Below are 25,843 nucleotides of genomic sequence, written 5' to 3' on the forward strand. Positions count from 1 at the left end.
CATTAACAACAACCCCCCCACAACGCCAAACTGGTGGGGGGCAACGGGCGCGCCCCCCCCCGGGGGGGGGCGGGGCGCGCACGCCTCCCGCCGCGCCGCCGCCGACGCCGCCGGCGGCGGCCCGCGCGAGCGGGTGCTGGCCGTCTTCGACGCCTACCTCGACCACGCCGACAGCGCGTGGGAGCACGGCTTCCGGGGCTGCGGACAGCTCAACGCGGCCGCCGAGCTGCCCGTCGGCCACCCCGGCCGCAGGGTGGTGCGGCAGCACAAGGAGGACGTCGAGGCCATCGTGCGCAGCGAGCTGGAGCAGCTGACCACGCCGCAGCGGGCCGCCGAGACGGCCGAGCACCTGTCCTTCCTGCTGGAGGGCTCGATGGCCCGCGCGGGGCTGGAGGGCACCCCCGCGCGCATCGAGCGCGCGCGCTCGACGGCCCGGACCGTCCTCGACGGGCTCGGCCGCCCCGACGGTGCGGCGACCAGCCCGGGGACGAGCAGCGCGGGGACGAGCAGCCCGGCGACCGCGGTGGACGGGATCGAGCGCTCGTGATCGCCATCGTCCTCGCGGCGCTGCTGTGGGGCACCACCGGCACCGCGGCCACCCTGCTGCCCGCCACCGTCAGCCCGCTGACCACCGGGGCGGCGACCATGGCCGTCGGCGGGCTGCTCCTCGCCGGCACCGCACCGCGGCAGACGCTCGGCGTGCTGCGCTCGGGACGCCGGGCGCGGGCCGTCCTGGTGCCCGGCGCGCTGTGCGTGGCGCTCTACCCGCTGGCGTTCTACACCTCGATGTCCCTGGCCGGGGTGGCCGTCGGCAACGTGGTCTCCCTGGGCACCGCACCGGTCTTCGCCGCCCTGCTCGAACGCCTCCTGGACCCGGCGCACCGGCGCCGCCGGCTGCAACCGCGCTGGGTCGCCGCAGCCTCCGTCTCCATCGCCGGCGTCGCCGTCCTGGCCCTGTTCGGCCACGGCGCCGGCACCGCGGCGGCGGGCACCGGCGCCGCCGGCCGGGGGGACGGGCACGGGACCGCGCTGGTCGGCATCGCCTGCGGTGTCCTGGCCGGTCTGACCTACGCCGGGTACACCTGCACCGCCGGCCGCCTCATCGGCACCGGCTCCTCCTCGCGGGGGACGATGGCCGCCCAGTTCGGCCTCGGGGCGCTGCTGCTGTGGCCGGTGCTCCTCGCCACCGGAGGTCCCCTGCTGGTCACCGCGGCCGGCCCCGCGACCGGTCCGGACCGGGACACGCTGCTGGCCGCGCTGGTGGGGGCGCCCGCGCCGTGGCAGGTGATCGCCTACCTGGCGCTCGGGCCGATGTTCACGGCGTACCTGCTCTTCGGACGGGGCCTGCGGAGCGTCACCGGCTCGCGCGCGACGACGCTGACGCTGCTGGAGCCGTTCGTGGCCTCGCTGCTGGCGGTGCTGGTGCTGGGCGAGCGCCTGACCCCCCTCGGGTGGGTGGGGCTGGCGATGGTCCTGGCCGGGGTGGTCGCGGTGGCGCTGGAGGCACGCCGGGCCCCGGAGCCGGGAGGTCCCACCGCGCACCCGGGCGCCCCGGCCTCGCAGCCGGCCGGCTCGCGGGCCGGCTGAGGCCCTCGCCCCCGCGCGGGGGTCACGGGCACCACGGACCACCGGTCAGGGCCCCGCCGGTGACGCCGGTGGCAGCGCCGCGGACCGGTCGTCCGGGCGGCACAGCGCCGTGCCGACGGCCGCTGCCGCCAGGCCCAGCAGCAGCACGGGGGGCGGGGGGAACAGCAGCAGCGACACCACCAGCAGGGGCAGCACGACGCAGGCGTCGAGCCACAGCAGCGCGCGCGTGCGGTGCAGCAGGTGCGGGGCGTGGCGCACCACGAGCAGGTTCAGCGCGCCGAAGCCGACGAGCAGCAGCGCCATCGCCAGGCTGAAGCCGTTGAACAGCTGCCAGAAGCTGCGCTCGAGGCCCGCCACGCTCGTCGTCGCCGCCCGCATCGACGCGCGCACGGCGCGCTCACCGGGCGGCGGTTGCGCGATCGCGCCGGCGGCGACCAGGGACGCGTGCAGCGCGCCGGTGGCGACGAGCGACCACCCCGCGACGGTGGTGGCGCGCGAGCGCGAGGTCGCCGGACGGGGGCGGGGACGTGTCACCGGGGCTCCTGGGGGGTGCGGGCGGGCGGGGAGGTGGGCGGGGAGGTGGGTGGGCGCCAGCCGGCGACCCGGCCGGCGGCGCGCAGGCCCAGGCGCGCCGGCGTGGCGGACACCGCCGCGTCGCGGGCGAGGACGAGCAGCGGGTGGGCGCTCTGCGCGAGGTGACCGAGGTGGCGCGAGCGCCGGGCCAGGGCCGTCACGCGCGGGAGGCGCTCCCGCTCGTAGCGGAGCAGGGCGGACGGCACCGACCCCTCGGCGTCGAGGGCGTGGGCGAGGACCACGGCGTCCTCCAGCGCCAGGCAGGCACCCTGGCCCAGGTTCGGCTCCAGGGCGTGGGCCGCGTCACCGACGAGCGCGGTGCGGCCGCGCTGCAGAGCGGTGGCGCCCACCGGCAGGTCGTGCACGTCGTGGCGCAGGACGGTCCCCGGCTCGATCGCCGCCAGCAGCGCCGGGACAGGTGCGTGCCAGCGGCCGAAGCGCTCCCGCAGCTCCCCCAGCTCGTCGCCGGCCCGGGCGCCCCGCGGCGCGTCGGCGGTCGCGTAGACGTAGGTGCCCGCAGCGCCGACGGGCACGACGCCGAACCGCTCGCCCCTGCCCCAGGTCTCGCCGGCGCCCTCGGCCGCGCCGGTCCCCCGGAGCAGGTCGGCGCCCGGGACCAGCGCGCGCCAGGCGGTGTAGCCGCGGTGGTCCGGCCGGGGCCCGTCGGGCCACAGCGAGCGGCGCACGAGCGAGGAGATCCCGTCGGCACCGACCACCAGGTCCGCCTCCTCGCCCGCGGGGTCGGTGACCTCGCACCCGAGGTGGAGCGCGTCGCGGCCGAGCGCACGGGTCAGCACCTCGCCGAGGTCCGCGCGGGCGATCCCGAGCAGCGGCTGCCCGCAGCGGCGCGCCAGTTCGCGCGCGTCCACGCTCGAGAGCAGCCGCCCCGACGGCCGCCGCAGGGTCGAGCGGTGCAGGACGCTCGCGCGTTCGCGCACCGCCCCGGCGACGCCCAGCACCTGCAGGCAGTGCACGGCGTTGGGCCACAGCACCAGGCCCGCGCCCGCGGCGGCGCCGTCGGCGGTCCTCTCGCGGACGCGCACGTCCCAGCCGGCGCGTCGCAGCGCCAGTCCCGTCGCCAGGCCCGCGATCCCGCCGCCGACCACGACCGCGGACCTCCCGCTCCTCGTCTCCACACGCCGACTCTACAGCTGTAGAGGATGAGTGCGACCACCCGCTTGTACAGTGCCCGCGTGGAGCAGGACCGCAGGCAGCTCATCGCTCGCACCGCGCTGCAGGTCCTGGCGGGCGGAGGCGCCCGCGCCCTGACCCACCGGGCGGTCGACACCAGGGCGGCGCTGCCCGCCGGCTCCACCTCCTACTACTTCCGCAGCCGCACCGCGCTGCTGCGCGCGTGCGTCGAGGACCTCGCGGCGCAGGACCACGGCGAGCTGGACCTGCTGGCACCGCTGCCGGCCGCCACGGACGCCGCAGCCCTCGGGGAGGTGCTCGCGGACGTGCTGGTCCGCTGGCTCAGCACCGACCGCGAGCGCCACATCGCGCGGTACGAGCTGTCGCTGGAGGCGCTGCGCCGGCCGGAGCTGGCGGAGACCCTGCACCGCAGCGGGACCGCCATCAGGGACCGGGTGGCCGGCGTGCTGGCCGACCTGGGCGCCGGCGATCCGGCCGGACGGGCGCAGTGGCTGGTCGCCTGCCTCGACGGCGTCCTGTTCGACCGCCTCGTCGGCGCCAACGCGGGGGCCGCCGTCGACCGCGAGGTCATCGCCGCCACGACGCGCCGCCTCACGGCCCTGGTGCTCGAACCCGCCTGAGCGCCGACCCGCGACGCCCGGGGCCTCGCACCGTCGCCGTCGCCGCTCAACCCACGATGGTGCGCTCCTCGGGCAGCTGGTAGAGCCGGGGCCTGCTGCGCAGCGCCAGCGCCGCCGCCAGGGTGATGGTGCCGGTGCGCCCGATGAACATCAGCGCGACCAGCACCAGCTGGTGCGGCACGGGCAGTTGCGCGGTGATCCCGGTCGACAGCCCCACCGTGGCGAAGGCGGAGGTGACCTCGTAGAGGATCTGGTCCAGGGTGAAGGGGGTGGTCAGCGCGAACACCACCGAGGGGATCACCACGGCGGCCACCCCCAGCAGCGCCACGCTCAGCGCCTGCCGCTGCAGGGCGCGCGGCAACGTGCGCCCGAAGGCGGTGGCGGCGTCGTCGCCGCGCGCCTCGGAGGCGATGACGAACAGCAGCACCAGGAAGGTGGTGATCTTGATCCCGCCGGCGGTGCCGGCGCTGCCGCCGCCGATGAACATGAGGATGTCGCTGCCCAGCCAGGTGCCGGTGTTCATCGCGGCGATGTCCACGCTGTTGAAACCGGCGGTGCGGGGCATGACGCCCTGGAAGAAACCCACCAGCAGCTTGTCGGGTGTGCTCAACGGGCCCAGCGTGGCGGGACTGCGCCACTCGGTGACCAGCATGAAGGCCGTGCCGGCCGCCAGGAGGACCGCGGTGCCCAGGACGGTGATCTTCGTGTGCAGGCTCCAGCGCGCCGGGTGGCGGTGGTGCCGCCGCAGCTCGAAGAGCACGGGGAACCCCAGCCCGCCGATGACGACCGCCGCGGCGATCGGCAGGCAGATCCACGCATCGGTGGCGAAACCGACGAGGTTGTCGCTGAAGAGGGCGAAACCGGCGTTGTTGAACGCCGAGACGGAGTGGAAGAGCCCCAGCCACAGCGCCCGCGGGACCGGCTCGCCGTAGCCGAGGGCGAAGCGGGCCGCCAGCACCAGCGCGGTCACCCCCTCGACGACCAGGCTGGTCCTGACCACCCCCAGCAGGATGGTGCGCACGTCCCCCAGGCGCAGCGTCTTGGTCTCCGCGGCCGCGGTCAGCTGCTGGCGCAGGCCCAGGCGGCGGGTCACCAGGACCCCCAGCAGCGAGGCCAGCGCCATGATGCCGAAACCACCGACCTGGATCAGGACGAGGATGACCACCTGGCCGAGACCGGACCAGTACACCGGGGTGTCCACGACGATCAGACCGGTCACGCACAGCGCGGAGGTGGCGGTGAACAGCGCCTCCAGCACCGTGGCCGAACCCGCACCGCGGTGCGCCGACGGCAGCATCAGCAGCCCCGTGCCGATGAGGACCCCGGCGGCGAAGCCGACGATCGTCAGCTGGGCCGGGTGCGGACCACCCCGGCCGCGCCGGGGCACCGGCGACCTGCGGGACGACGGCGACCTGCGGGGCCACGGCCACCGGCGAGGTCCCGGCGGGCTCGGGGGCCCGGACGGCCGGACGGGACGCCACCGGGAACGGGGCCGAGGTCGTGCGCTGCTCATCGTGCGCCATCCTGCCCACCGCCCGGGCGGTGCAGGTGCCCGCGAGCGGTGCCCGGCACCGATCTTGACGCATCCTTGACGCCTGCGGGCCCGGGCACCCGCACGCGCCGGCGGGACGCGGGGCGCCGAGCGCGGTGGTCGCTAGCATCGGGCGGCTGCAGCGGGAGGAGGGGGCGTGCCGGAGCCGTTGCTCGAGACGAAGTTCCACGCCCCGCGGCGACGGCGCGGAGCGGTGCCGCGCCCCCGGCTGGCGCAGCGCCTGGACCGCGGCCGCGAGGGCCGGCTCACCCTGGTCTGCGCGCCGGCGGGCTTCGGCAAGACGACCCTGCTCGCCGAGCGGGCGGCGGCGTGGGCGGCCGACGGCGCCCGGGTCGCCTGGCTCTCGCTGGACCGGCAGGACGCCGACCCGGGCGTCCTGTGGCCGTACGTGGTCGCCGCGCTGCGGACGGCGGTCCCCGGGACCGGCACCCACGCGCAGGCGCTGCTCGCGGCGGGCGCGCCCACCGGCTCGGTGCTCACCTCCCTCCTCAACGACCTGCACGCCTCCCCCGGCGACGTCGTGCTGGCGCTCGACGACGTGCACCACCTGGAGTCGCGGGAGGTGCACGACGGGCTGGCGTTCCTCCTCGAGCACCTGCCCGCGAACGCGCACCTCGTGCTGGCCGGTCGCGTCGACCCCCCGCTGCCCCTGGCCCGGTGGCGCGCCCGCGGCGACCTCGTCGAGGTCCGTGCCGCCGACCTGCGCTTCACCCCCGACGAGGCCGCCTCCTACCTCGGCGGGACGGCGGGCCTCGCGCTCGCACCCCGTGACGTCACGACCCTCGCCGCGCGCACCGAGGGCTGGATCGCGGGTCTGCAGCTCGCGGCGCTGTCGCTGCGGGGCCGCGACGACGTCGCCGGTCTCGTCGCCGACTTCGCCGGGGACGACCGCTTCGTCGTCGACTACCTGCTCGAGGAGGTGCTGCAGCGCCAGCCCTCGCACGTGCGCGCCTTCCTGCTGCGCACCTCGGTGCTCGGCAGGCTGACCGGCCCGCTGTGCGACGCGGTGACCGGCGGGCCGGGCGGCGCCGCGCTGCTCGAGGACCTCGAGCGGCAGAACCTCTTCCTCGCCGCGCTCGACGGCCGGCGGCGCTGGTACCGCTACCACCAGCTGTTCGCGGACGTGCTGCGGGCGCGGCTGCTCGAGGAGCGCCCCGGCGAGGTCGCCGCGCTGCACGCGCGCGCGAGCGAGTGGTTCGAGCGCCACGGCGAGCGGCCCGAGGCGATCGAGCACGCCTTCGCCGGCGGCGACCTCGAACGAGCGGCGCACCTGGTCGAGCTCGCCCTGCCCGCGCTGCGCCGGGACCGGCAGGAGACGACGATGCGCCGCTGGCTGGCGGCGCTGCCCGACGACGTCGTCCGCGCCCGGCCGGTGCTCAGCGTCGGGTGGGCCGCGGCGCTCATGGCCCTCGGGGACCTGGCGGGCGTCGAGGAACGCCTGCGCGACGCCGAGCGGTGGCTCGCGGCCGCGGGGTCCGACGCGGGCGCGGTCGTCGCCGACGAGGCGGCGTTCCGCGGCCTGGCGGCGGGCATCGCCGTCTACCGGGCGGCGCTCGCCCGGGCGCGCGGGGACGGCGCGCAGGTGCAGGTGCAGGCGCGCCGCGCGCTCGAGCTGGGGGACCCCGGCGCCCACCTGGAGCGGGGGGCCGCCGCGGGCCTGCTCGCGCTGGCGCAGTGGTCGGCCGGGGACCTCGCGTCCGCGCACGCCTCGTGGAGCGAGGCCGTCGCCGGCCTCGAACGCGCCGGGCACCTCGCCGACGCGTTCGGCGGGCGCATCGCGCTGGGCGACATCCTCGTCGCCCAGGGCCGGCTCGAGGACGCGCGGCGCACCTTCGAGCAGGGCCTGCGGCTGGCCGCGCGGGACGGGTCCCCCGGCGGGCCCGTCCCGCGCGGCACGGCCGACCTGCACGTCGGCCTGGCCGACGTGCTGCGCGAGCGCGGCGACCTGGCGGGGGCCGCGCACCACCTGGACGCCGGCCGGACCCTCGGCGCCGGTGCGGGCCTGCCGCAGCACCCGCACCGGTACCGGGTCGCGCTGGCCCGCCTCCGGGTCGCCGAGGGCGACCTGGAGGCGGCGGTCGCGCTGCTGGAGGAGGCCGAGCACGTCTACGACGCCGACTTCTTCCCCGCGCCGCGGCCGGTGGCCGCCGAGCGCGCACGGGTGCGGATCGCGCAGGGCCGCTGGGCCGAGGTGCTCGGCTGGGCGGACGCGCGCGGCACCACCGCCGACGGCGAGGTGGCGTACCTGCGCGAGTACGAGCACCTCGTGCTGGCCCGGGCGCTGCTGGCCCGCGGCGCCGCCGAGCAGGACCCGCACGCGCTCGCCGGTGCCACCCGGCTGCTGGAGCGGATCTCGGCGGCCGCGGAGGCCGGCGGGCGCGGCGGCGACCTCGTCGAGGCCCTCGTCGTGCGCGCCCTGGCCGCGGCCGCGTCCGGCGACGAGCCGGCCGCCCTCGCCCACCTCGGCCGCGCGGTGGCGCTCGGCGGGCCCGAGGGGTACGTGCGGGTCTTCGCCGACGAGGGGGACGCCCTGCTGCGACCGCTGCGGACGCTCGCCTCCCGCTCGCCCCGCGCCCGCCGGCTGCTCGCCGCGCTCAGGGCGGCGCACCCGAGCACCGGCGCCGCACCGCGCACCGGGCAGGGCCTCGTCGACCCGCTGAGCACCCGCGAGCTCGACGTGCTGCGGCTGCTGGCCTCCGACCTCGACGGGCCGGGCATCGCCCGCGAGCTCGTGGTGTCCCTCAACACCGTCCGCACCCACACCAGGAACGTCTACGCCAAGCTCGCCGTGCGCAACCGGCGGGCGGCCGTCCGCCGTGCGACCGAGCTCGGCCTGCTCGGCGGGCACCGCCCGGGTCCCGGCTGACGGCCCGCGACCACCGCGCGGACCACCACGAGGATCACCAGACGTGGTGATCCCCGCTCACCACCGGCGTCCCTAGCGTGCGCACCGACCGACGAGCCCCGGGCCCCGCCCGGCCGAGCACACCAGGGACCGCCATGAGCACGAGCACCGCCCCCCTCCCCGCACCCGCCCGGTCCGGGCCCGCACCCGCGCCACGACGGACCGCCGCGCTGGCCGGCGCCCTCTACCTGCTGACCTTCGCCGCCTCGATCCCCGCGCTCGTCGTGCTCGACCCGGTCCTGTCCGACCCGCGGTACGTGCTCGGGGCGGGTGCCGACGCGCGCGTCGCGCTGGGTTGCCTGCTCCTCGTCGTCAACGCCTTCGCGTGCGCGGGGACCGCGGTGGTCCTGCACCCGGTGCTGGAGGCTCGGGGCAGCACGCTCGCGCTCGGCTTCGTGGCCTCCCGCCTCCTCGAGGCGGCGATCGTCGTCGCCGGTGCCCTCTGCCTGCTGGCCGTCGTCCAGCTGCGCCGGGAGGTCGGCGGCGCCGGGGCCGCGGACCCGGAGGGGCTCGCGACCGCGGCCGCCGCGCTCGTCGCGGGCTACGACGTGTCGTTCCAGCTCGTGCCCGTCATGGCCGTCGCGAACGCGCTGCTGCTCGGCACCCTGGTGCACCGGTCCCAGCTCGTGCCGCGGGCGATCCCGCTGCTGGGCCTGGTCGGCGCCGCCCCGCTGCTCGCCGCGAGCACCGCGACGGTGCTCGGCGTCAACGACCAGTTCTCCCCGCTGTCGCTGGTCGCGCTGCCCGGCATCTTCCTCTGGGAGCTCTCGCTGGGCCTCCACCTCCTCGTCAGGGGTTTCCGGCTCTCACCGGCCACGGCGGCGGACCCGGCCTGATCGACGCGGACCGCAGCGGTGCGTGCGGCGGGGCGGCGGGTGGGCACGCCCTCCGCCCAGTCCTCCAGGAAGGCGAGGAGGGCGGCGTCCACCTCGGCGGCGTGGGTGAGCAGCAGGCCGTCCCGTCAGCCACGCCGGGACGCACGCGTACGCCGCCACGGGCGCCGAGGCGATTCGTCGGTGTTGGAGGAGTCGACGAAGAACTTCTCGGACCGACCAGCATCGACAGGTCGCCCTGCGCCCGCAAGACGTCCAGCGACCTCGACGGCGAGGGGCTGGGATCGCGGTTGGCCGCCTTCACGCTGGAGGACGCCGCCCGGGCCGGGGTGACCGTCGTGGCGCTGTGCCCGTCCATCAGCGCCCACGTGCAGCGGCACCCCGAGCACCGTCCCACCACCACGGCGGTGCGGCCCGAGCACCTGGCGACCCTGCCCCACCGCCGGCCGTCCTGACGCCGTCGACCCCCTTGAGCACAGCGGTGCGGACCCGGCGGACCCGGCGGACCCGGCGGACCCGGCGGACCCGGCAGCGGCCGGCGGTGCCGGTGGACCGGCGACGGCGGCGGGACCGGCCCTACCCTGCAGGCAGTGGCATCCACCGAACGGGTCGAGAAGGTCCAGCAGGCGCCGGCACCTGGCGAAGGAGTGGGGGTGAGCACGTCGTCCAACCTGCGGCAGGCCGTCGCCGACCCGGCCCGGCTGGCGGCGCTGGCCAGCTACCGGCTGTCCGGGCACGCCGGCGAGGAGGACCTCGACGAGGTGGTGCGGCAGCTGGCGCAGCTGCTGCGCGCCCCGATCGCGGTCGTCGACCTCGTCAGCCCCGGCCGGCAGTGCTACGCCGCCGAGCGCGGCGTGGGTGCACCGGGCACCGACGTCCCCGACGAGCTGTCCTTCTGCGCCCACGTCGTCGCCGCGCGCGAGCCGCTGAACGTCGTCGACGCCGCCGCCCACCCGGTCTTCGCCCGCAACCCCCACGTGCGCTCCGGAGCGGTCCGCTCCTACCTGGGCGTGCCGCTGGTGGACGCCGACGGCTTCGTGCTGGGCGCGGTCGGCGTCTTCGACTCCCGCCCGCGCCGCTTCAGCGCCGACGAGCAGGCGGTGCTGCAGACCCACGCGCGCCTGGTGCGGGCGCTGCTGACCGCGCGCCGGCACGCGGCCGGCCACCAGCGCCACAGCAGGCTGCTGCAGGCCCAGCGCGACGTGCTGGAGGCCATCGCCTCCAGCCGCCCGCTGCCCCGGGTGCTCGAGCAGCTGGCCCTGCACGTGGAGGAGCTGCTGGACGAGCGCGTGCTGTGCTCGCTGCTGCTGCTGGAGGAGGACGGCACGACGCTGCGCGACGGCGCGGGGCCCAGCCTGCCCGCCGCCTACCGGGAGGCCATCGACGGCCTGCGCGCCGGCCCGGGCGTCGGCTCGTGCGGCACCGCGGTGCACCGGCGCGAGGTGGTCGTCGTCGACGACATCGCCACCGACGAGCTGTGGCGCGACTTCCGCGACCTGGCCGCCGAGCACGGCCTGGCGGCGTGCACCTCGCTGCCGGTGCTGGGCGAGGACGACACCGTGCTGGGCACCTTCGCCCTCTACCGCCGCCAGGCCGGTCCCTTCGACCTGGCCGACGGCGCCGCGGTCGCCTCCTTCAGCGACCTGGCCCGGGTGGCGATCGAGCGCGAGCGCTCGCGCCGGCGGCTGACCGAGCTGGCCACCCTCGACGGCGTCACCGGCCTGCTCAACCGCTCCGCCTTCCTCGGCGCCGCGGGCCGGGTCCTCAGCCGGCCCCCGGCACCCGGTGCCGTGCACGCGGTGCTGTTCTGCGACGTCGACCGCTTCAAGCTGGTCAACGACTCGCTGGGCCACGCCGCCGGCGACGCCTACCTGCGCGCGGTGGCCGAGGCCCTGCGGGGCGCGCTGCGCGCCGAGGACGTCGTCAGCCGCTTCGCCGGGGACGCCTTCACCGTCCTCGTGCCGGACACCACCCCCGAGGCGGCGCAGGCGCTGGCCGAGACGATCGGCGACTGCTTCCGGCTGCCCGTGCGCGTGCCCGGCCACGTGGTCACCCTGGCGGCCAGCGTGGGGCTGACCAGCACGGCGCTGAGCGCCACCGGCGACCTGGACGTGCTGCTGCGCGACGCCGACATGGCCATGCACGCCGCCAAGCAGGCCGGCCGGGCGCGGGTGCGGGTCTACGACGCGGCGATGCAGGCGCGCTCGGCGGCGTCCTCGGAGCTGGTGCTGGCCCTGGGCGAGGCCCTGGGCGGCGCGGGGGCCGGCTGCGGGCCGTTCCACCTGCACTACCAGCCCGAGGTCGACACGCGCAGCGGACGGCTGGTCGCCCTGGAGGCCCTGCTGCGCTGGACGCGGCCCGGCATCGGCCCGGTGTCCCCCGCCGACTTCATCCCCGCGGCCGAGGCCGGCGGGTTCATCGTCGAGCTCGGGCGGCGGGTGCTCGACGAAGCCTGCCGGCAGCTGGCCGCCTGGCGCGCGCGGCACCCGGCCGCGCGGGAGCTGACCGTGTGGGTCAACGTCTCCGCCCACCAGCTGGGCGACGGGGCGTTCGTGCGCACCGTGACCGACGCGCTGGCGCACCACGGCCTGCCCGGCACCGCGCTGGGCCTGGAGATCACGGAGTCCGCCGTCATGGCCGACGCCGACGCGGCGCGCGCCATCCTGGCCGCGCTGCGCGGCGCGGGCGTGCGCACCGCCGTCGACGACTTCGGCACCGGCTACTCCAGCCTGTCGACGCTGCGCACCCTCCCGGTGGACGTCGTCAAGGTCGACCGCTCCTTCACCAGCCGCCTGGGCTGCTCCCCCAGCGACCAGCGCATCGTCGACGCGATCATCTCCATGGCCCACGCCCTGGACCTCACCGTCGTCGCCGAGGGGGTGGAGGAGCCGCAGCAGCACCGCACGCTGCGCGCCCTGGGCTGCGACCTCGTGCAGGGCTACCTGCTGGGACGCCCGGTGGAGCCGGCGCGCGTGGAGGACCTGCTCACCGAGCTCGACGGCACCGGGCGCTGACCCTCCAGCGCCGGTCGACGCCGCCGACCGCGATCACCCGCCGGGCAGCGCCCGGGTCCACCTGCTGCGAGGATGACTCCGCGACCGCCCGGAGGGGCGGCGAGGAGGAGGTGCCGTGAGCGCGGCGGACCACGGTCAGGTCATCCGGACGCTGGTCACCCTGGCGGACAGCCTGGTCGCCGACTACGAGCCCTACGAGCTGCTGCAGCGGCTGGTGGACGAGTGCACCCGGCTGCTGGACGTCGACGCCGCCGGGCTGCTGCTGGCCCGTGGTGACGGCGGGCTGCGGGTGGCCGCCGCCTCCAGCGAGCGGGTGCTGGAGCTGCTGCAGGTGCGCGGCGACGAGGGCCCGTGCCTGGAGGCGTACTCCCGGGGGGAGCGCGTCGTGGCCGGTGAGCCCGCCGAGCTGGAGGTGCGGTGGGTCGGCTTCGCCGCCGACATGAGCGCGGCGGGCCTGCGCAGCGCGGCCGCGGTCCCCCTGCGGCTGCGCGAGCACAGGCTCGGCGCCCTCGGCCTCTTCAGCGAGCGCGAGCACCTGCCCACCGCGGAGGACGTCGACATCGCGCAGGCCTTCGCCGACATCGCCACCATCGCCGTCCTGCAGCAGCGGGCCGTGCACGACTCGCGCACCGTCAGCGCGCAGCTGCAGCAGGCCCTGGACTCGCGCGTCGTCATCGAGCAGGCCAAGGGCGTCGTCGCGGCCCAGCTCGACCTGGACATGGCGCAGGCCTTCACCCTCCTGCGCGACCACGCCCGCACCCGGCAGCTGAGCCTGCGGCACGTGGCCGCCGCCGTCACCACCGGCGACCTGAGCGCTCAGGACCTGCGTCCCCGCGGCGCACCGGCGGCCTCCCGGCAGCGGCGCTGAAGCCGGGGCCGGGTTGGAGCCGGGCGGGCGCTCGACGCGGCGGCTGCCACCACGAGCCGGTGGACACCCCGGTAGGCGCAGCGCGCCGACGGCCTCCGGCGAGCAGCTGCGCGTCGAGCTCGCCGCGGCGCCCCCGGCGGTGTGACGCAACAGTCACCGGATCGTGCGGCGGATCCGGTGCCCGCGGTTGCAGCCCGGTCCTCGAAGTGTTCTCCTGGTTGAGCATTCGATGTGTCGCCCTGGACCCGGTGACGCGTTGCCTTCGACGCGAACCGGACGGGAACGACCATGACCATCAGCCATTCCGTGGAGACCAGCGGCGCTGTGCCGCCGCGACCGGCGGAGCCCTCCGCCGGTGCTGCGCGCGCCGCGCGTCCCGCTCAGCGCTCCATCAGCTCCTACACGGCACTGGCCCAGCGCGTGCGCGAGGCGGGGCTGCTGCGCCGTCGCCGCGGGTACTACTGGCGCCGCATCGGCGCCGTCGTCCTCGCCCTGGCCGCCCTGGCCACCTCCGTGCAGGTGATCGGCGACTCCTGGTGGGTGCTGCTGCTCGCACCGCTCGTGGCGATGACGCTGAGCCAGGTGGCCTTCCTCGGCCACGACGCCGCCCACCAGCAGGTGTTCAGCTCACCGCGCTGGAACGCGATCGCCTCCCGCTGCCTGGCCAGCCTGATCGCCGGCCTGAGCCACGGCTGGTGGCTGGGCAAGCACAACGTCCACCACGCCGCCCCCAACCAGGTGGGCCGCGACACCGACATCGACTCCAAGGTCCTCGCCTTCCACCCCGAGGCGCTGGAGGGCAAGGGGCGCCTGCACCGCTGGTTCCTCACCCACCAGGGCTTCTGGCTCTTCCCGCTGCTGCTGCTGGAGGGCTTCAACCTCCACGTCGACAGCGCGAGCGCCGTCCTGCGCCCGGGGAAGGTGAAGCGGCGCCACGTGGACGTCCTCATGCTCGCCGCCCGCTGGGCGGTCTACGCGGGTGTGCTGCTGCTGGCGATGTCCCCCGCCAAGGCAGCGGTGTTCGTCGTCGCCGAACTCGCCTGCTTCGGGGTGCTGCTGGGCGGCGCGTTCGTGCCCAACCACACGGGCATGCCGATCCTGGCGCGCGGCAAGAAGATGGACTTCCTGCACCGCCAGGTCCTCTCCTCCCGCAACGTCGGCGGGAACCTGCTGGTGGACTTCTTCATGGGCGGGCTCAACCGCCAGGTCGAGCACCACCTCTTCCCCAGCATGCCGCGCCCGAACCTCAAGCTCGTGCAGCCGATGGTGCGCCGGCACTGCGCGGAGATGGGCGTGCCCTACACGGAGGCCACCTTCCCCGGTGCCTACGCCGCCGTGGTCACCTACCTCAACACGGTCGGCCTGGCCGGGCGGCGGAACAACTCCTGCCCCCTCGCCGCTCAGCTGCGCTCGTGAGGGCCGCCGACGGCACGGTCGTCGGCACGTCGCACCGGGCGCCCTCGCGGGGGCCCGCATGATGCTCCCGGAGCTCCCCGCGCGGATCGTCCCGGCCCCACCGGATCCCGGCGCCCTGCCGCTCTTCGTGCAAGCCTGCGCCGGCGCGCTGCCGGTCAGCGGGGTCGGGTTGTCGCTCACCTCGGCGGCCGGTGACCTGGACGCCCTGGTCGCCGCCAGCGACGGCACGGCGCTCGCGCTCGAGGACCTGCAGTTCGACCTCGGCGAGGGTCCGGGCCTGGACGCCTCCCGGTCCCGGCACCCGGTGCTGGTGCCCGACCTCGCCCGCGTCACCCCCGACCGGTGGCCGGTCTTCACCGGCGAGGCCCTCCTGAGCGGGGTCGCCGCGGTCTTCGCCTTCCCCCTGCAGGTGGGTGCGCTGCGGCTGGGCGTGCTGGACCTCCACAGCGACCGGGCCGGTGAGCTGGAGGAGGCGGTGCACGCCGAGGCGCTGCACCACGCCGCCGCCGCCGTCGCCCTCCTGCTGCAGCTGCAGTCCCGGCTGCCGGTGACCACCACGGCCACCGCTCCGCCGGTCGCCGCGGGGATCGTGCTGGCCGACGACCGGGCCGTGGTCCACCAGGCCACCGGCGTGGTGTCCGTCAGCGCCGGCGTCGACACCGGTGCGGCGCTGCTGCTGCTGCGCGCACGGGCCTACGCCGAGGGTCGCGACGTGCGGGCCCTGGCCGAGGACGTCGTCGCCCGCCGGACGCGGCTGGTGGATCCCGGCCGCTGAGCCGCGGCCCTCCTCCACCGGACCCGCCACCGGACCCGCCACCGGATCCGCCACCGGACAGGGTGGCCGTCCCACGGCCTGGTCGCCTCCTTCCCGCGATCGGCACGCTGTTCGCGGGTCGCCGCTCAGCACCTGGGAGCAGGCGCCCGTGACCTGACCAGTGACGGGGAGTGGAGGAGAAGACCATGGGCAAGCTCGACGGCAAGGTCGCGATCATCACCGGCGCCGCACGCGGGATGGGCGCGCAGCACGCACGGCGCTTCGTCGCCGAAGGCGCGGAGGTCGTCATGGCCGACGTCCTCGACGACCAGGGCGAGATCGTCGCCGAGGAGCTCGGCGACCAGGCGCGCTACGTGCACCTGGACGTGCGCGACCGCGCGCAGTGGGACGTCGTGGTCACCACCGCGCTGGAGGCGTTCGGGCGGGTGGACGTGCTGGTCAACAACGCCGGCATCTTCCGCCGCGAGCCGATCGAGACCCACTCGCACGAGATGTGGGACGAGGTCATCGGCGTCAACCTGACCGGCATCTGGAACGGCACCAAGGCCGTCATCGCGCCCATGCGCGAAGCCGGTGGCGGCTCGATCATCAACGTCTCCTCCACCGCCGGCATGACCGGCTACGCCTACCTGCCCGCGTACACGGCCTCCAAGTGGGGCATCCGCGGCCTGACCAAGACCACCGCCCTGGACCTGGGCGTCTACGGCATCCGCGCCAACTCGGTGCACCCGGGTTTCGTGCGCACCCCCATGACCGAGGAACTGGGCGACAACACCGCCAACGTCGCGCTGCACCGCACCGCCGCCGACGACGAGCTGTCCTCCCTGGTGGTCTTCCTCGCCGGCGACGAGTCCGCGTTCAGCACCGGTGGTGAGTTCATCGCCGACGGCGGTGAGTCCGCCGGCATCCCCGCCCGCTGACGCGGCCGGCAGCACCGCCACGTCCTCACGAGACGGAGGTTCCCACCATGAGCGAGACCTGGCCCGCGAGCGTCGTCCTCACCGGGGCCACCAGCGGCATCGGGCTGGCCGCGGCCCGGTTGCTGGCCGCACGCGTGCAGACCCTGGTCCTGCACGGGCCCGAACCGGCCGAGCAGGTGCACGAGCAGGTGCAGCGCCTGCGGCAGGGCGCGAGAGCGCAGGTGCACTACGTGCAGGCCGACTTCACCTCCCTCCGCCAGGTGACGGCTGCCGCGCACCGCATCGCAGACCTCGTCGGCGGCCCCGACGGGGGCCTGGATGCTCTGGTCAACAACGCCGGCGTCCCCGGGGCACGCACCCGGCAGCTGACCGCGGACGGCTTCGAGCGCACCTGGCAGGTCAACCACCTCTCCCCCACCCTGCTGACCCGACTGCTGCTGCCCGTCATGGGACGAGGTTCCCGCATCGTCAACGTGGGTTCCACGACGCACCGGATGGCAACGCTGTCCCTGGACGACCCGGACCTGGAGCACGGCTACGACCCCGTGCGCGCCTACGCCCGCTCCAAGCTGGCGATCGTGGCCGGTTCGGCCGAGCTGGCCCGGCGCCTGGAGGAACGCGGCATCGACGTCGTGAGCATCAGCCCCGGCGTCATCAGCACCTCGCTGCTGCACGCCATGTTCGACACCGGTGGCGCCGACGTCGAGCACGGCGCCCGCAGGCTCGTCGAGGCGCTCGTGCGGCCGGTGCGCTCGGGCTCGTACGTCGACGACGGGCGGGTCGTGCAGGCCAGCGCCGAAGCGCGCGACCCGGCCGTCCAGGAGCGCCTGGCCCGGCTGACCGAGCGGCAGCTGGAGCGGGTCACGCGCACCACCCCGGCCGGGGCTCCCGCCTGAGCACCCCCGTCCACGGCAGGTCACGGCGGCCGGCGCGGACCGCTGCGTCGACGAACTCCGGCAGGAGCCGGACGCGGACGCCCTGCTCGTGGAGGTCGACCGCGGCGCGGCAGACCTCCAGCACCTCGGCGCGCCGCCCCTGGGTGCTGCGCAGGAGCGCAGTCGCGTGCTCCAGGACGTTCAGGTGCCCGCCCTCGCGCCGCGGTGGTCGCCCCGGCCACGACACCCGCGGCAGGTCCCGCCTCCACCGCACCGCGGTGGAGGCGGATCGTGACCGGCTCACAGGCACGTGAGGAACCGCCGCCCCTCGGCGTCCGGTTCCTCCTGCACCCCGAACCGGCTGAGGTCGCGCACGAAGCGCTCGCGGTCGACCGCCTCGGCGCCGTACTCGACGAGGTAGGCGGAGTAGACGTCCCGGGTCGGCAGGGGCCGGCTCCAGTCTTGTTCGGTCATCCACACCCGCACCGAATCGGCAGGGGGTCCCGTGCCGGTCCGCTGCCCGGTCGTTCCCGTCACCACGGTTCCGCACGTCGGGCAGGTGGTCTGGTCCGGTGGGTTCGCATCACGCATGCGCCGAGGGTAGGAGGCCGGCGGTGCCGACGGCGTCGGTTCCCGGGCGGATCGCCGGCTCATCCCGCGGGTGGAGCCGCGCCGCCGCACGAACCCTCAGCCGATGAACTCCACGTCCTCGACCACGGCGGCACCGTCGTAGACGCCGATGCCCAGGTGCACGTCCACCCCGTGCGGCGCCGCCGCACCGGAGTCCTGCGGGACGTGGTAGACGCACTCGATGCCGGCGCTGGTGGCGGTGATCGCCGGCGTCGGGCGCGAGCAGCCGTCGAAGGTCGTCGGCGCGTAGGGGGTGGCCAGCAGTTCACCGGCGACGGCGTCGACGGCGTAGGTGGACACCACCTCGGCGCTGCGCTGCTCCCAGCCGCGCACCAGGCAGCCGGCCGCCTGCTCGGGGGTGGCGGCGTTGAAGGGCGCCGGGCAGCCGGCGACGTCGGAGTCGCCCATGACGGTGACCCCCCGCGCCGGGCTCCACTGCATCGAACCGCCCTGGAAGTCGGTGCGCTTGCCGCCGGGGATGTCGTACTCGCCGCTGACGGGGAAGCCGAAGGTGCCGGCCTCCCAGCCGTAGGCGCCCCAGGTCGCGCGGATGGCGCCGTGCACCTCGTGGGCGCCGGTGCTCGGCGACCAGTACACCGAGCCGCCCTGGAAGTGGTTGTAGGCGCCCGCCCGGTTCGGGGTCGGGGTCTCGTCGGTCAGCGGAAACCCCAGCAGCCCGGCCTCCCAGCCGTGCGCGGCCCACTCCTCGCGGATCAGGCCGTGCACCTCGTGCGCGCCGGTGGCCGGGGAGGAGTAGATGGAACCGCCGCGGAAGTGCACGTACGAGCCGCGGCCGTCGGGGGTCCTGCTCTCGCCCGTGACCGGGTCGCCCAGGAAACCGGCGGCTCCGCCGAGCGCGTCGTAGCGAGCACCGATCGGGCCACCGACGCGCGGGTCGGCCTGGGCGGGCGCGGCGGCGGTGACCGCGACCACCGTGGCCGCGGCGACGGCGGTGGCGGTGGCGGTGACGGCTGCGCGGACGGAGTTCTTCACGTGCTCTCCTGACGGGTTCGGCTGGCGCCGGAAGGGATCGGTGGGACGCAGCCGGACGGCGGCCGCGCCCGGTCAGCGTGCCGGTGCGCGTGGTCCCCGGGGAGGCTCGGACAGGGCCACCCGCGGCGGCGCGGCGGGGTCGGGGTCACTCGCGCGCGCGCAGCAGCTGCACCGGGGCGGTGCGCGTCGCCGACCAGGTGGTCCAGACGCTGGTGGCACCGGTGACCGCGAACGTCCCGAGCACGACCGCACCCACCAGCGGCCACGGCAGGTCGACGCTCGCCGTGCCGGTGGCGCTGGCGGTGGCGATCGCCACCGCCAGCAGGGTTCCCGCGGCGGCCAGGGCACCCAGGAGCAGACCGGCGGTGCTGACCGCCCAGGTCTCCAGCAGCGCACTGCCCACGACCTGACGACGCGTCAGGCCGCTGGCGCGGGCGGTGGCGAACTCGCGCCGCCGCGCGGAGGTGGCCACCACACCGGCGTTGACGACGCCGATCAGCGCGTACAGCGCTCCCAGTCCCATCACCACCACCAGGATCGAGGTGTCGCTGGAGCCGGCCTGCGCGGCCGAGCGCGCCAGCCAGTCCTGCACGTCGCTGACGCGCGCGTCCCCGCCCCCGGCGGCCGCCAGGGCGGCGGCGACCTCCCGGCGGTCGCCACCCTCCTGCAGCTGCACGAAGGTGCGCACCTGCGATCCCCGCAAGAGCTCGGCGGGCAGCAGGCCCGCCGGCAGCAGCAGCGCGGGGCCGCCGCCCACCGACTGCGGCACCGCGGCCACCACCGGCAGCGTGCCCAGGTCCAGCTGCCCCACCCGCACCCCCACGCGGTCGCCGGCGGAGGTCTCCAGCGCTCCCGGTCCGGCGGCGAGCGCTGCTCCGCGCAGCTCCTGCAGCGATCCGCTGCCGGGGTGGGCGCGCTCGTAGGCGCCGGGGTCGACGACGAGGACGCGGCCGATCTCGGTGAAGGCCGTCTCCCCGCTGCCGGTGGTCAGCGCCGCGGGCAGCTCCACCTCGGTGGAGGCGCTGCTCACGCCGGCGACCGCGCTCAGTCGCTGCGCGAGGGCGCCGTCGGCGTCGGCGGTCGCCTCCACCACCAGGTCCGCGGCGACCGTGCGGCGCAGTTCCGCCGTCGCGGCCTGCGAGTACGACCACGCCGCGCCGCTCTGACCCAGCAGCAGCCCCACCAGCACGATGAGCGGCGCCGCCGTGGAAGCGCTGCGGCGCACCTCGTCGCGCAGGTCGGCGCGCGCCAGGTCGCCCAGCGCCCCACCGCGCAGCGGCAGCAGACCCGCGAGGGCGGGGACCGCCACCGGCGCCAGGACGGCGAGGGCGAGCGCGGCCAGCAGCGAGACGCACACCGCCATCGCGCGGCCACCCGCCGGCCCGCCCAGCGGTGACAACCCCACCAGGGCCAGCGCACCGGCGCCCAGCAGGACGCCGGTGACCCAGCGCCCGCGGGTCATCACCCGCGCCGGCTCCTCCCCGGCGCTGAGCGCCTCCAGCGGGCGCACCCTGGCGGCGCGGCGCGCGGCCAGGGACACGCCGGCCAGCGCCAGCGCGGTGCCCACGCCGACGCAGGCGGGCAGCACCCAGGCGCGCCACTGCGCACCCGCGCCCGCCGGCAGCAGACCCACCCGCACCATCAGCCAGGCCTGCACCCGCACGACCCCGGCACCCAGCGCGCTGCCGGCCAGGGAGCCGAGCACGCCCAGCAGCAGGGCCTCCCCCAGCAGCAGCCTCGTCACCTGCCGGCGCCCGGCGCCCACCAGGCGCAGCAGCGCCAGGTCCCGGCGGCGCTGGTCGACGGTGAAGGCGAAGGTGGAGGCGATGACGAAGACGGCCAGGAACGCCGCCAGCGCCAGCGTGACCGCCAGCACCGTGACCGCGACCACGCGGGCCTCGTCGAAGCGCAGCTGCGCCACCGGCCCCGACCCGGCGGGGGCGTCGGCGGTCGCCGACGTCAGCAGCAGCAGCAGCGAGGACTGCACCAGGGCCACGCCCAGGCACACCGTCAGCGCCGCGCCGGCGAAGGAGGTCCAGCGCTCCCGCAGCCCCGCCCAGCTCAGCTGCAGCACCTCAGGCCCCCATCGCGGCGAGGCGGGCGGCCACCGCGGCGGCGTCCGCGCCGACGACGCGGTCCTCGACGCGCCCGTCGCGCAGGAAGACGGTGGCGTCGGCGCGGGCGGCGGCGGCCGGGTCGTGGGTGACCATCACCACGCTCTGACCGCCGTCGGCGGCCGCGCGCAGCAGGTCCAGCACACCGCGCGCGGCGCTGGAGTCCAGGGCGCCGGTGGGTTCGTCGGCGAAGAGCACCTGAGGGCGGGTGATGAGCGCGCGGGCGATGGCCACCCGCTGCTGCTGACCGCCGGACAGCTGGCGGGGCCGGTGGTCGGCCCGCTCGCCCAGGCCCACCGCTCGTAGGGCCTCCAGCACGTCGGCGCGCGGCGGGCGCTGCCCGGCCAGGCGCAGCGGCAGTTCCACGTTCTGCGCGGCGGTCAGGGAGGCGACGAGGTTGAAGCTCTGAAAGACGAAGCCGATGCGGGTGCGGCGCAACGCGGTCAGCGTCTCGTCGTCCGCGCCGGTGATGTCGGTCTCCCCCAGCAGGACCCGTCCGGAGTCCACCCGCTCCAGGCCCGCGGCGCAGTTGAGCAGCGTGGACTTGCCGGAACCGGAGGGCCCCATCACGGCCGTCCAGGTGCCGGTGGCGAAGTCCAGGTCGACCTGGTCCACGGCGCGCACGGCGGTGGCGCCGCTGCCGTAGGTCTTGCTGACGGCGCGCAGGGAGACTGCGGCCGCGGTGCGGGGTAGTGCGGTCGTCGGCATCCTTCGATCCTCCGGTCGTGCGATCACCGGCACCAGGGTGGGGACCACCGCAGCGGCGGTGGGGCCGGCCCCACCGCTCGTCCACCGCGGGCGGTGCCGCAGCGATGGTGCGCGCGGCGGGGGCGGGCCGACCAGGCCCTGGCACTGCCCCCCTCCCGGCGTGCAGGGGGCGACCTCACGCGGGGTCGGCGGAGCGGACCTGCAGGTGCTGGATGCGGTGCTCGTGCCAGGTCGCGCTGATGCGGCACCGGTGCTCCCTGCCGTCGACGACGAGTTCGGCGGCCACGGCGCCCTCGTCACCGGCGGGGTCGTCCGTGAGCGTGCGCACGCGCACGTGCACCCCGATGACCTGCCGGGTGTTCCACTCGGCGATCTGCAGCAGGCCCCGGTACCGGTGGCCGTCGTCGTCCACGAGGGCGTCGTCGGCGAAGGAGTCCAGGAACCCCTCGGTGTCCTCGGCGTTCACCGATTCCGCCAGCGCCCGCAGGGGGTTCGGGGGCCTCATGCGCTCGATCGCGCACTGGCGCGGTGGTGCTCGGCCAGCAACCGCTCCAGCACCTCGCGCGCTCCGCTGCCGGGGGTGGGGCAGTACGTCGTGACGATCAGCCCCTCGGCGCCGGGGGTCTCCAGCGTCTCGTAGTCGAAGCGGTACTCCCCCGCCCGGGGGTGGACGATGCGGCTGCGCCCGTGGGTGCTGCCGGTGATGACCGGCACCGCCCACAGGCGCCGGAAGTCGGCGCTGGCGGCGGTCAGCTCGCGCACCAGCTGCTCGATGCGCTGGTCGCCGGGGTGGCGCGCCGCCTGCACCCGCAGGCCCGCGACGACGGTCACGGCATCGTCCTCCCACTCGGGCCGCAGCCGCCGGGCGCAGGGGTCGAGGAAGTGCAGGCGGGCGAGGTTGCCCCCGGCGGCCGGTGGCCGGCCCGCGGGTGTCGTGAGCAGCCGCCAGGGCAGGTTGGCGGCGACGACGTCGAACCCGGACGTCACCACGCTCGCCGGCACGGCGAAGGCGTCCGCGAGCGCCACCAGCTGCGGGCGCAGCGGCGGGTGCGCGTGGAACCGGTGGGGCCGGGTGGCCGGGGCGGCCAGCCGGCGCAGGTGGGTGCTCTCCTCGGCGGTCAGCCGCAGCGCGCGTCCCAGCGCCGCGAGCACCGCGGCCGACACCTCGCCCACGCGCCCCTGCTCGATGCGGGTGTAGTAGTCCAGGCTCACGTCCGCCAGGTCGGCGACCTCCTGGCGGCGCAGGCCCGGGACCCGGCGGTTGCCCTGGTGACCCGCGAGGCCGACCTCGTGCGGCTGGCGGTGGTTGCGCATCGCGCGCAGGAAGTCCCCCAGCGCCACCGGTCCTGCGCCGCCACCGCCGGTGGCGCCCGGCACCGCCGGTCCTCCCGCGCCGTCGTCCTGCGTCCTCGCCCGGACGCGCACGGGGGCCTCGACCATCGCTGCCACGGGTGCCTCCCCTGTCGTCGCCGTGAGCGCCGTCCCCCGAACCGGGGGTCCGAGCCGGGGGTTCCGAGCCGGAGGTCCCCGGTCTGCGAGGCGGCGCCCTGGTCGGGCTCCGAGGATGGCGGAGGCGCGCACCGGACCGCGTCGGTGATCGTCACCTACCAGCACCACCCGCCGGCCGCGACCCGGCCGACCGGGAGTGCAGCGCGCCTGCGCCGTCAGGGGGCGGGCGAGCGCCGGACGAGCACCGCCAGGCAGTCGTCGTCGTCGCGCGCGCACGTGCTCACCTCGGTCAGCAGCCGCGCGGGGACCTCGTCCACGGGCAGGTCCGCCAGCGCCGCCGCGGTGGCCGTCAGCTCGCGCAGCCCCGCGTCGATGTCGCGGGTGCCCTCCAGCAGGCCGTCGGTGTAGAGCAGCAGGCCGTCACCGGGCGCCAGGTGCGCCTCGGTGACGGCGAAGCTGCCCGGCTGCGGGTAGCCGATGCCCAGCCCCTCGGCCTGCACCTGGTCCGCGCGGCCGGCGGCGACGACGACCGCGGGCGGGTGCCCGCCACCGGCCAGGCGCACCCGCCCGGTGCGCGGGTCGAGCACGGCGATCAGCACCGTGGCCATCGCCTCGGGGTGCGTCACCTCCAGCACGGCGCCGGCGCGGGCGACCAGCTCGTCCAGGGGGCAGCCGGCCACGGCCAGGGTGCGGACCGTGGTGGTCACGGCCAGCGCCTGCCGGGTGGCGGCGGTGCCCCGGCCCATCGCGTCGACCACGATGAACAGCGCCTCCCCCGACGGCAGCACCAGCCAGTCGTAGAGGTCCCCGCCGGCCGGTGCGTGGGCCGCCGGCTCGTAGGCGACGGCCACCTGCAGGCCCTGCACCCGCAGAGCGGGCGGGCGCACCGCGGTCAGCAGCGCGGCGACGTCCCGGCGCTGGGCGTGCTCGCGCTCGGTCAGCTCCAGCAGGGCGCGCTCGGCGCTGTCGGCGCGCACCACGCTGGACAGGTCCCGCACGGTGGCCACCACGCGCACGCGCTCGTCGCCGTGCACCGGCGCCGCGGTGACCGCCACCGGCGTGCACGAGCCGTCGCGCCGGCGGACCCGGTGCAGGCCGGCCGCCTCGCCGGCGGGTGCGGCGGGTGCGGCGGGTGCGGCGGGTGCGGGGTGCAGCTGGTGCGGCTGGTGCCGCTCGTCACCGGCCGCCTCGAGCAGCTCGTCCAGGCGCCGGCCCGTCAGCGACCGCGCGTCCGGCGAGGGGCCCCGGCCCAGCAGGCGCACCGCCGCCGGGTTGGCCTCCACCACGCGCCCACCGGCGTCCAGGGCCAGCACGCCGTCGTCGATGCTGCCCACGATGAGGCGGCTGCGCGCACCCAGCGCGCTGAGCCGGGCGCGCACCACCTCGTCGGCGCGCCAGGAGGCGATCCCGACCGCGGCGGCCAGGGCCAGCAGGGCGCCGTGCACGAGCGCCCACAGCCACGGGTGCTGCTGCGCCGCGGGGTGGTTGAAGATCTCGTGCTCGGAGGTGGAGGCGAGCACGCCGTGGTGGACGACGACGAAGCCGACGGCCGTCAGGAACGGCGCCCACGTCTGGTAGGCGGCGGCGGCGCCGACGGCGATGAAGAAGAGGAAGTGCGTCTCGATGAGGCCGCCGGACAGGTGCACCGCCAGCGCCGCCACGCCCATCAACGCCACCATCACGGCGCAGGAGGCCGCTTCGCGTCCCCAGCGCCGGCTCGTGACGCCGGCGCCGGCGACGGTGAGGACGGTCAGCGCGGTGGCCGCGGAGGCGGCGGCGGCGATGGGCAGGCAGTCCAGGAGGGCGTGCACCGGGCCGCCGGCGCTGAGGGCCCAGCCGAACGCCGCGGCGCACGCCAGCCACGTCGTGACCAGGAAGGTGCGGTGCCGCCCCCGCCAGATGTCGTCGGGCAGGGGTGTCCCCTGCGGCAGCCACCGGGCTCGCGGCAGCCGCCGGCGCCGTCGGCCCTGCCCCGTCTGCGAGTGCGCGGCCATGGTGTGCAGCGTTCGCCCCTCGTCGACCGGTGGGAGCGGGCACTCCCCCTCGCACCATCGGCAGGTCGCGCCCGCACCTTGATGGCCCACCTCGGCGACGTCCCGCACCGGCGGGCGCCGGCTGAGGCGTGCCGCGGCGCGCCTCAGCCGGCGCGCTTCAGCCGCCGCTCGCCCCGCCGGCTCCAGGCCTCCTCGCGCTGCTCCTCGGTCAGCCCGCCCCACACCCCGTACACCTCGCGGTGCGCTAGCACGTGCTCGCGGCACTGGCGCAGCACCGGGCACTCGGCGCAGATCGCCAGCGCCGCCGCGTCGCGGCGGTGGCGGGCGGCTCCCCGTTCCAGCTCCGGGTGGAAGAACAGCTCCGGGTCGGCCTGGCGGCAGGCACCCTGCACCTGCCAGCCCCAGACCTCGACGCTCGGACTCAGGCCCTGCGCGGTGTGGGTCACGACTTCCCCCGATCGATGACGTGCTCGTGCACCGGTCATCCCCGTCAGGAGCCATCTCTAAACACTACGCAGTCACTTGACTACGGTCAGTAAACATGCTGGGAGCTCCCGCCGCGCGGAGCCGCGGGCCTGCGCCTGCGCCGTTGGTCCGCCGCAGGCAGGACCTGCGCGCCAGGTCCTGCCTGCGGCGGGAGCCGTCAGGGCGTCGCGCACCACGGGGCGCGGGTCTCCCCAGCACCGGGCGGTCCTGCCGTCGGCGCTGCGGTGCACCAGCAGGTCCCGGGTGCCGGTGCTGTGCACGGCCCCGGGGGGGGGGGGGGGGGGGGGGGGGGGGGGGGGGGGGGGGGGGGGGGGGGGGGGGGGGGGGGGGGGGCGGGCGCCCCCCCCCGGCCCGCCCCGCCCCGCCGCACCGCGCGCGC

At 76.7% G+C, this 25,843-nt stretch carries 22 protein-coding genes and 1 pseudogene; 12 read left to right on the forward strand and 11 right to left on the reverse strand.

What is annotated here, in order from left to right:
• Together ACRYM2_RS17115 and ACRYM2_RS17120 are read left to right on the forward strand one after the other, a co-directional pair.
• A pseudogene (locus tag ACRYM2_RS17115) lies at window positions 1-547 on the forward strand (hypothetical protein); the annotation flags it as partial.
• Complete coding sequence (locus ACRYM2_RS17120) at window positions 544-1,587, forward strand: DMT family transporter (protein WP_432523640.1); 1,044 nt, start codon at window positions 544-546, stop codon at window positions 1,585-1,587. The pseudogene ACRYM2_RS17115 and the gene ACRYM2_RS17120, both read left to right, overlap by 4 nt.
• A gap of 45 nt (window positions 1,588-1,632) precedes the next feature.
• On the opposite strand, the gene ACRYM2_RS17125 is transcribed toward ACRYM2_RS17120, so the two are convergent.
• On the reverse strand, window positions 1,633-2,121 hold the full coding sequence (locus ACRYM2_RS17125) for an LIC_13387 family protein (protein ID WP_432523641.1): 489 nt from the start codon (window positions 2,119-2,121) through the stop codon (window positions 1,633-1,635).
• Window positions 2,118-3,296, reverse strand: coding sequence for an FAD-dependent monooxygenase (locus tag ACRYM2_RS17130; protein WP_432523642.1), 1,179 nt, complete (start codon window positions 3,294-3,296; stop codon window positions 2,118-2,120). The genes ACRYM2_RS17125 and ACRYM2_RS17130 overlap by 4 nt, the downstream gene beginning before the upstream one ends.
• A 57-nt stretch (window positions 3,297-3,353) precedes the next feature.
• Between ACRYM2_RS17130 and ACRYM2_RS17135 the strand changes: the two genes are divergently transcribed.
• Window positions 3,354-3,932, forward strand: coding sequence for a TetR/AcrR family transcriptional regulator (locus tag ACRYM2_RS17135; RefSeq protein ID WP_432523643.1), 579 nt, complete (start codon window positions 3,354-3,356; stop codon window positions 3,930-3,932).
• Window positions 3,933-3,978: 46 nt separating this feature from the next.
• Here ACRYM2_RS17135 and ACRYM2_RS17140 read toward each other — a convergent pair whose 3' ends face one another.
• Window positions 3,979-5,445 carry a TrkH family potassium uptake protein gene (locus ACRYM2_RS17140; protein WP_432523644.1) on the reverse strand — a complete coding sequence of 489 codons (1,467 nt, stop codon included), beginning with the start codon at window positions 5,443-5,445 and terminating at the stop codon, window positions 3,979-3,981.
• A gap of 175 nt (window positions 5,446-5,620) precedes the next feature.
• Between ACRYM2_RS17140 and ACRYM2_RS17145 the strand changes: the two genes are divergently transcribed.
• The 9 genes from ACRYM2_RS17145 to ACRYM2_RS17185 all read left to right on the forward strand — a co-directional run bounded on the left by ACRYM2_RS17145 (window position 5,621) and on the right by ACRYM2_RS17185 (window position 17,111).
• Window positions 5,621-8,350 carry a winged helix-turn-helix domain-containing protein gene (locus ACRYM2_RS17145; protein WP_432523645.1) on the forward strand — a complete coding sequence of 910 codons (2,730 nt, stop codon included), beginning with the start codon at window positions 5,621-5,623 and terminating at the stop codon, window positions 8,348-8,350.
• Between the two features lie 134 nt (window positions 8,351-8,484).
• On the forward strand, window positions 8,485-9,225 hold the full coding sequence (locus ACRYM2_RS17150; RefSeq protein ID WP_432523646.1) for a DUF4386 domain-containing protein: 741 nt from the start codon (window positions 8,485-8,487) through the stop codon (window positions 9,223-9,225).
• 101 nt (window positions 9,226-9,326) lie between these two features.
• Window positions 9,327-9,677: a GNAT family N-acetyltransferase gene (locus tag ACRYM2_RS17155; RefSeq protein ID WP_432523647.1), complete on the forward strand. Its 351-nt coding sequence runs from the start codon at window positions 9,327-9,329 to the stop codon at window positions 9,675-9,677.
• A 198-nt stretch (window positions 9,678-9,875) separates the two neighbouring features.
• Entirely contained in the window at window positions 9,876-12,236 is a 2,361-nt protein-coding gene (locus ACRYM2_RS17160) for an EAL domain-containing protein (protein ID WP_432523648.1), read from the forward strand.
• A 115-nt stretch (window positions 12,237-12,351) separates the two neighbouring features.
• Entirely contained in the window at window positions 12,352-13,104 is a 753-nt protein-coding gene (locus ACRYM2_RS17165) for a GAF and ANTAR domain-containing protein (RefSeq protein ID WP_432523649.1), read from the forward strand.
• 288 nt (window positions 13,105-13,392) lie between these two features.
• Entirely contained in the window at window positions 13,393-14,520 is a 1,128-nt protein-coding gene (locus tag ACRYM2_RS17170; RefSeq protein ID WP_432523650.1) for a fatty acid desaturase family protein, read from the forward strand.
• Between the two features lie 58 nt (window positions 14,521-14,578).
• A complete protein-coding gene (locus ACRYM2_RS17175) occupies window positions 14,579-15,295 on the forward strand; it encodes a GAF domain-containing protein (RefSeq protein ID WP_432523651.1) in 717 nt (238 codons plus the stop codon).
• A gap of 185 nt (window positions 15,296-15,480) precedes the next feature.
• Window positions 15,481-16,215 carry an SDR family NAD(P)-dependent oxidoreductase gene (locus ACRYM2_RS17180; RefSeq protein WP_432523652.1) on the forward strand — a complete coding sequence of 245 codons (735 nt, stop codon included), beginning with the start codon at window positions 15,481-15,483 and terminating at the stop codon, window positions 16,213-16,215.
• A gap of 47 nt (window positions 16,216-16,262) precedes the next feature.
• On the forward strand, window positions 16,263-17,111 hold the full coding sequence (locus tag ACRYM2_RS17185) for an SDR family NAD(P)-dependent oxidoreductase (RefSeq protein WP_432523653.1): 849 nt from the start codon (window positions 16,263-16,265) through the stop codon (window positions 17,109-17,111).
• Window positions 17,112-17,390: 279 nt separating this feature from the next.
• Here ACRYM2_RS17185 and ACRYM2_RS17190 read toward each other — a convergent pair whose 3' ends face one another.
• The 8 genes from ACRYM2_RS17190 to ACRYM2_RS17225 form a co-directional block, all read right to left on the reverse strand.
• Window positions 17,391-17,564 carry a hypothetical protein gene (locus ACRYM2_RS17190; RefSeq protein ID WP_432523654.1) on the reverse strand — a complete coding sequence of 58 codons (174 nt, stop codon included), beginning with the start codon at window positions 17,562-17,564 and terminating at the stop codon, window positions 17,391-17,393.
• 213 nt (window positions 17,565-17,777) lie between these two features.
• The gene (locus ACRYM2_RS17195; protein WP_432523655.1) at window positions 17,778-18,713 is read right to left on the reverse strand and encodes an LGFP repeat-containing protein; all 936 of its coding nucleotides are present in this window, start codon (window positions 18,711-18,713) and stop codon (window positions 17,778-17,780) included.
• Window positions 18,714-18,858: 145 nt separating this feature from the next.
• Window positions 18,859-20,787, reverse strand: coding sequence for an FtsX-like permease family protein (locus tag ACRYM2_RS17200; RefSeq protein ID WP_432523656.1), 1,929 nt, complete (start codon window positions 20,785-20,787; stop codon window positions 18,859-18,861).
• A 1-nt stretch (window position 20,788) separates the two neighbouring features.
• Entirely contained in the window at window positions 20,789-21,535 is a 747-nt protein-coding gene (locus tag ACRYM2_RS17205) for an ABC transporter ATP-binding protein (protein WP_432523657.1), read from the reverse strand.
• A 175-nt stretch (window positions 21,536-21,710) separates the two neighbouring features.
• Window positions 21,711-22,040 carry a nuclear transport factor 2-like protein gene (locus ACRYM2_RS17210; RefSeq protein WP_432523658.1) on the reverse strand — a complete coding sequence of 110 codons (330 nt, stop codon included), beginning with the start codon at window positions 22,038-22,040 and terminating at the stop codon, window positions 21,711-21,713.
• Entirely contained in the window at window positions 22,037-22,975 is a 939-nt protein-coding gene (locus ACRYM2_RS17215; RefSeq protein ID WP_432523661.1) for a helix-turn-helix domain-containing protein, read from the reverse strand. Before ACRYM2_RS17215 ends, ACRYM2_RS17210 begins: the two co-directional genes overlap by 4 nt.
• A gap of 224 nt (window positions 22,976-23,199) precedes the next feature.
• A complete protein-coding gene (locus ACRYM2_RS17220) occupies window positions 23,200-24,978 on the reverse strand; it encodes a PP2C family protein-serine/threonine phosphatase (protein ID WP_432523659.1) in 1,779 nt (592 codons plus the stop codon).
• Window positions 24,979-25,121: 143 nt separating this feature from the next.
• Complete coding sequence (locus tag ACRYM2_RS17225; RefSeq protein ID WP_432523660.1) at window positions 25,122-25,424, reverse strand: WhiB family transcriptional regulator; 303 nt, start codon at window positions 25,422-25,424, stop codon at window positions 25,122-25,124.
• Window positions 25,425-25,843: the final 419 nt, after the last annotated feature.

Origin of the sequence: Kineococcus aridisoli, from assembly GCF_050871885.1 — a bacterium.
Lineage (GTDB): Bacteria > Actinomycetota > Actinomycetes > Actinomycetales > Kineococcaceae > Kineococcus.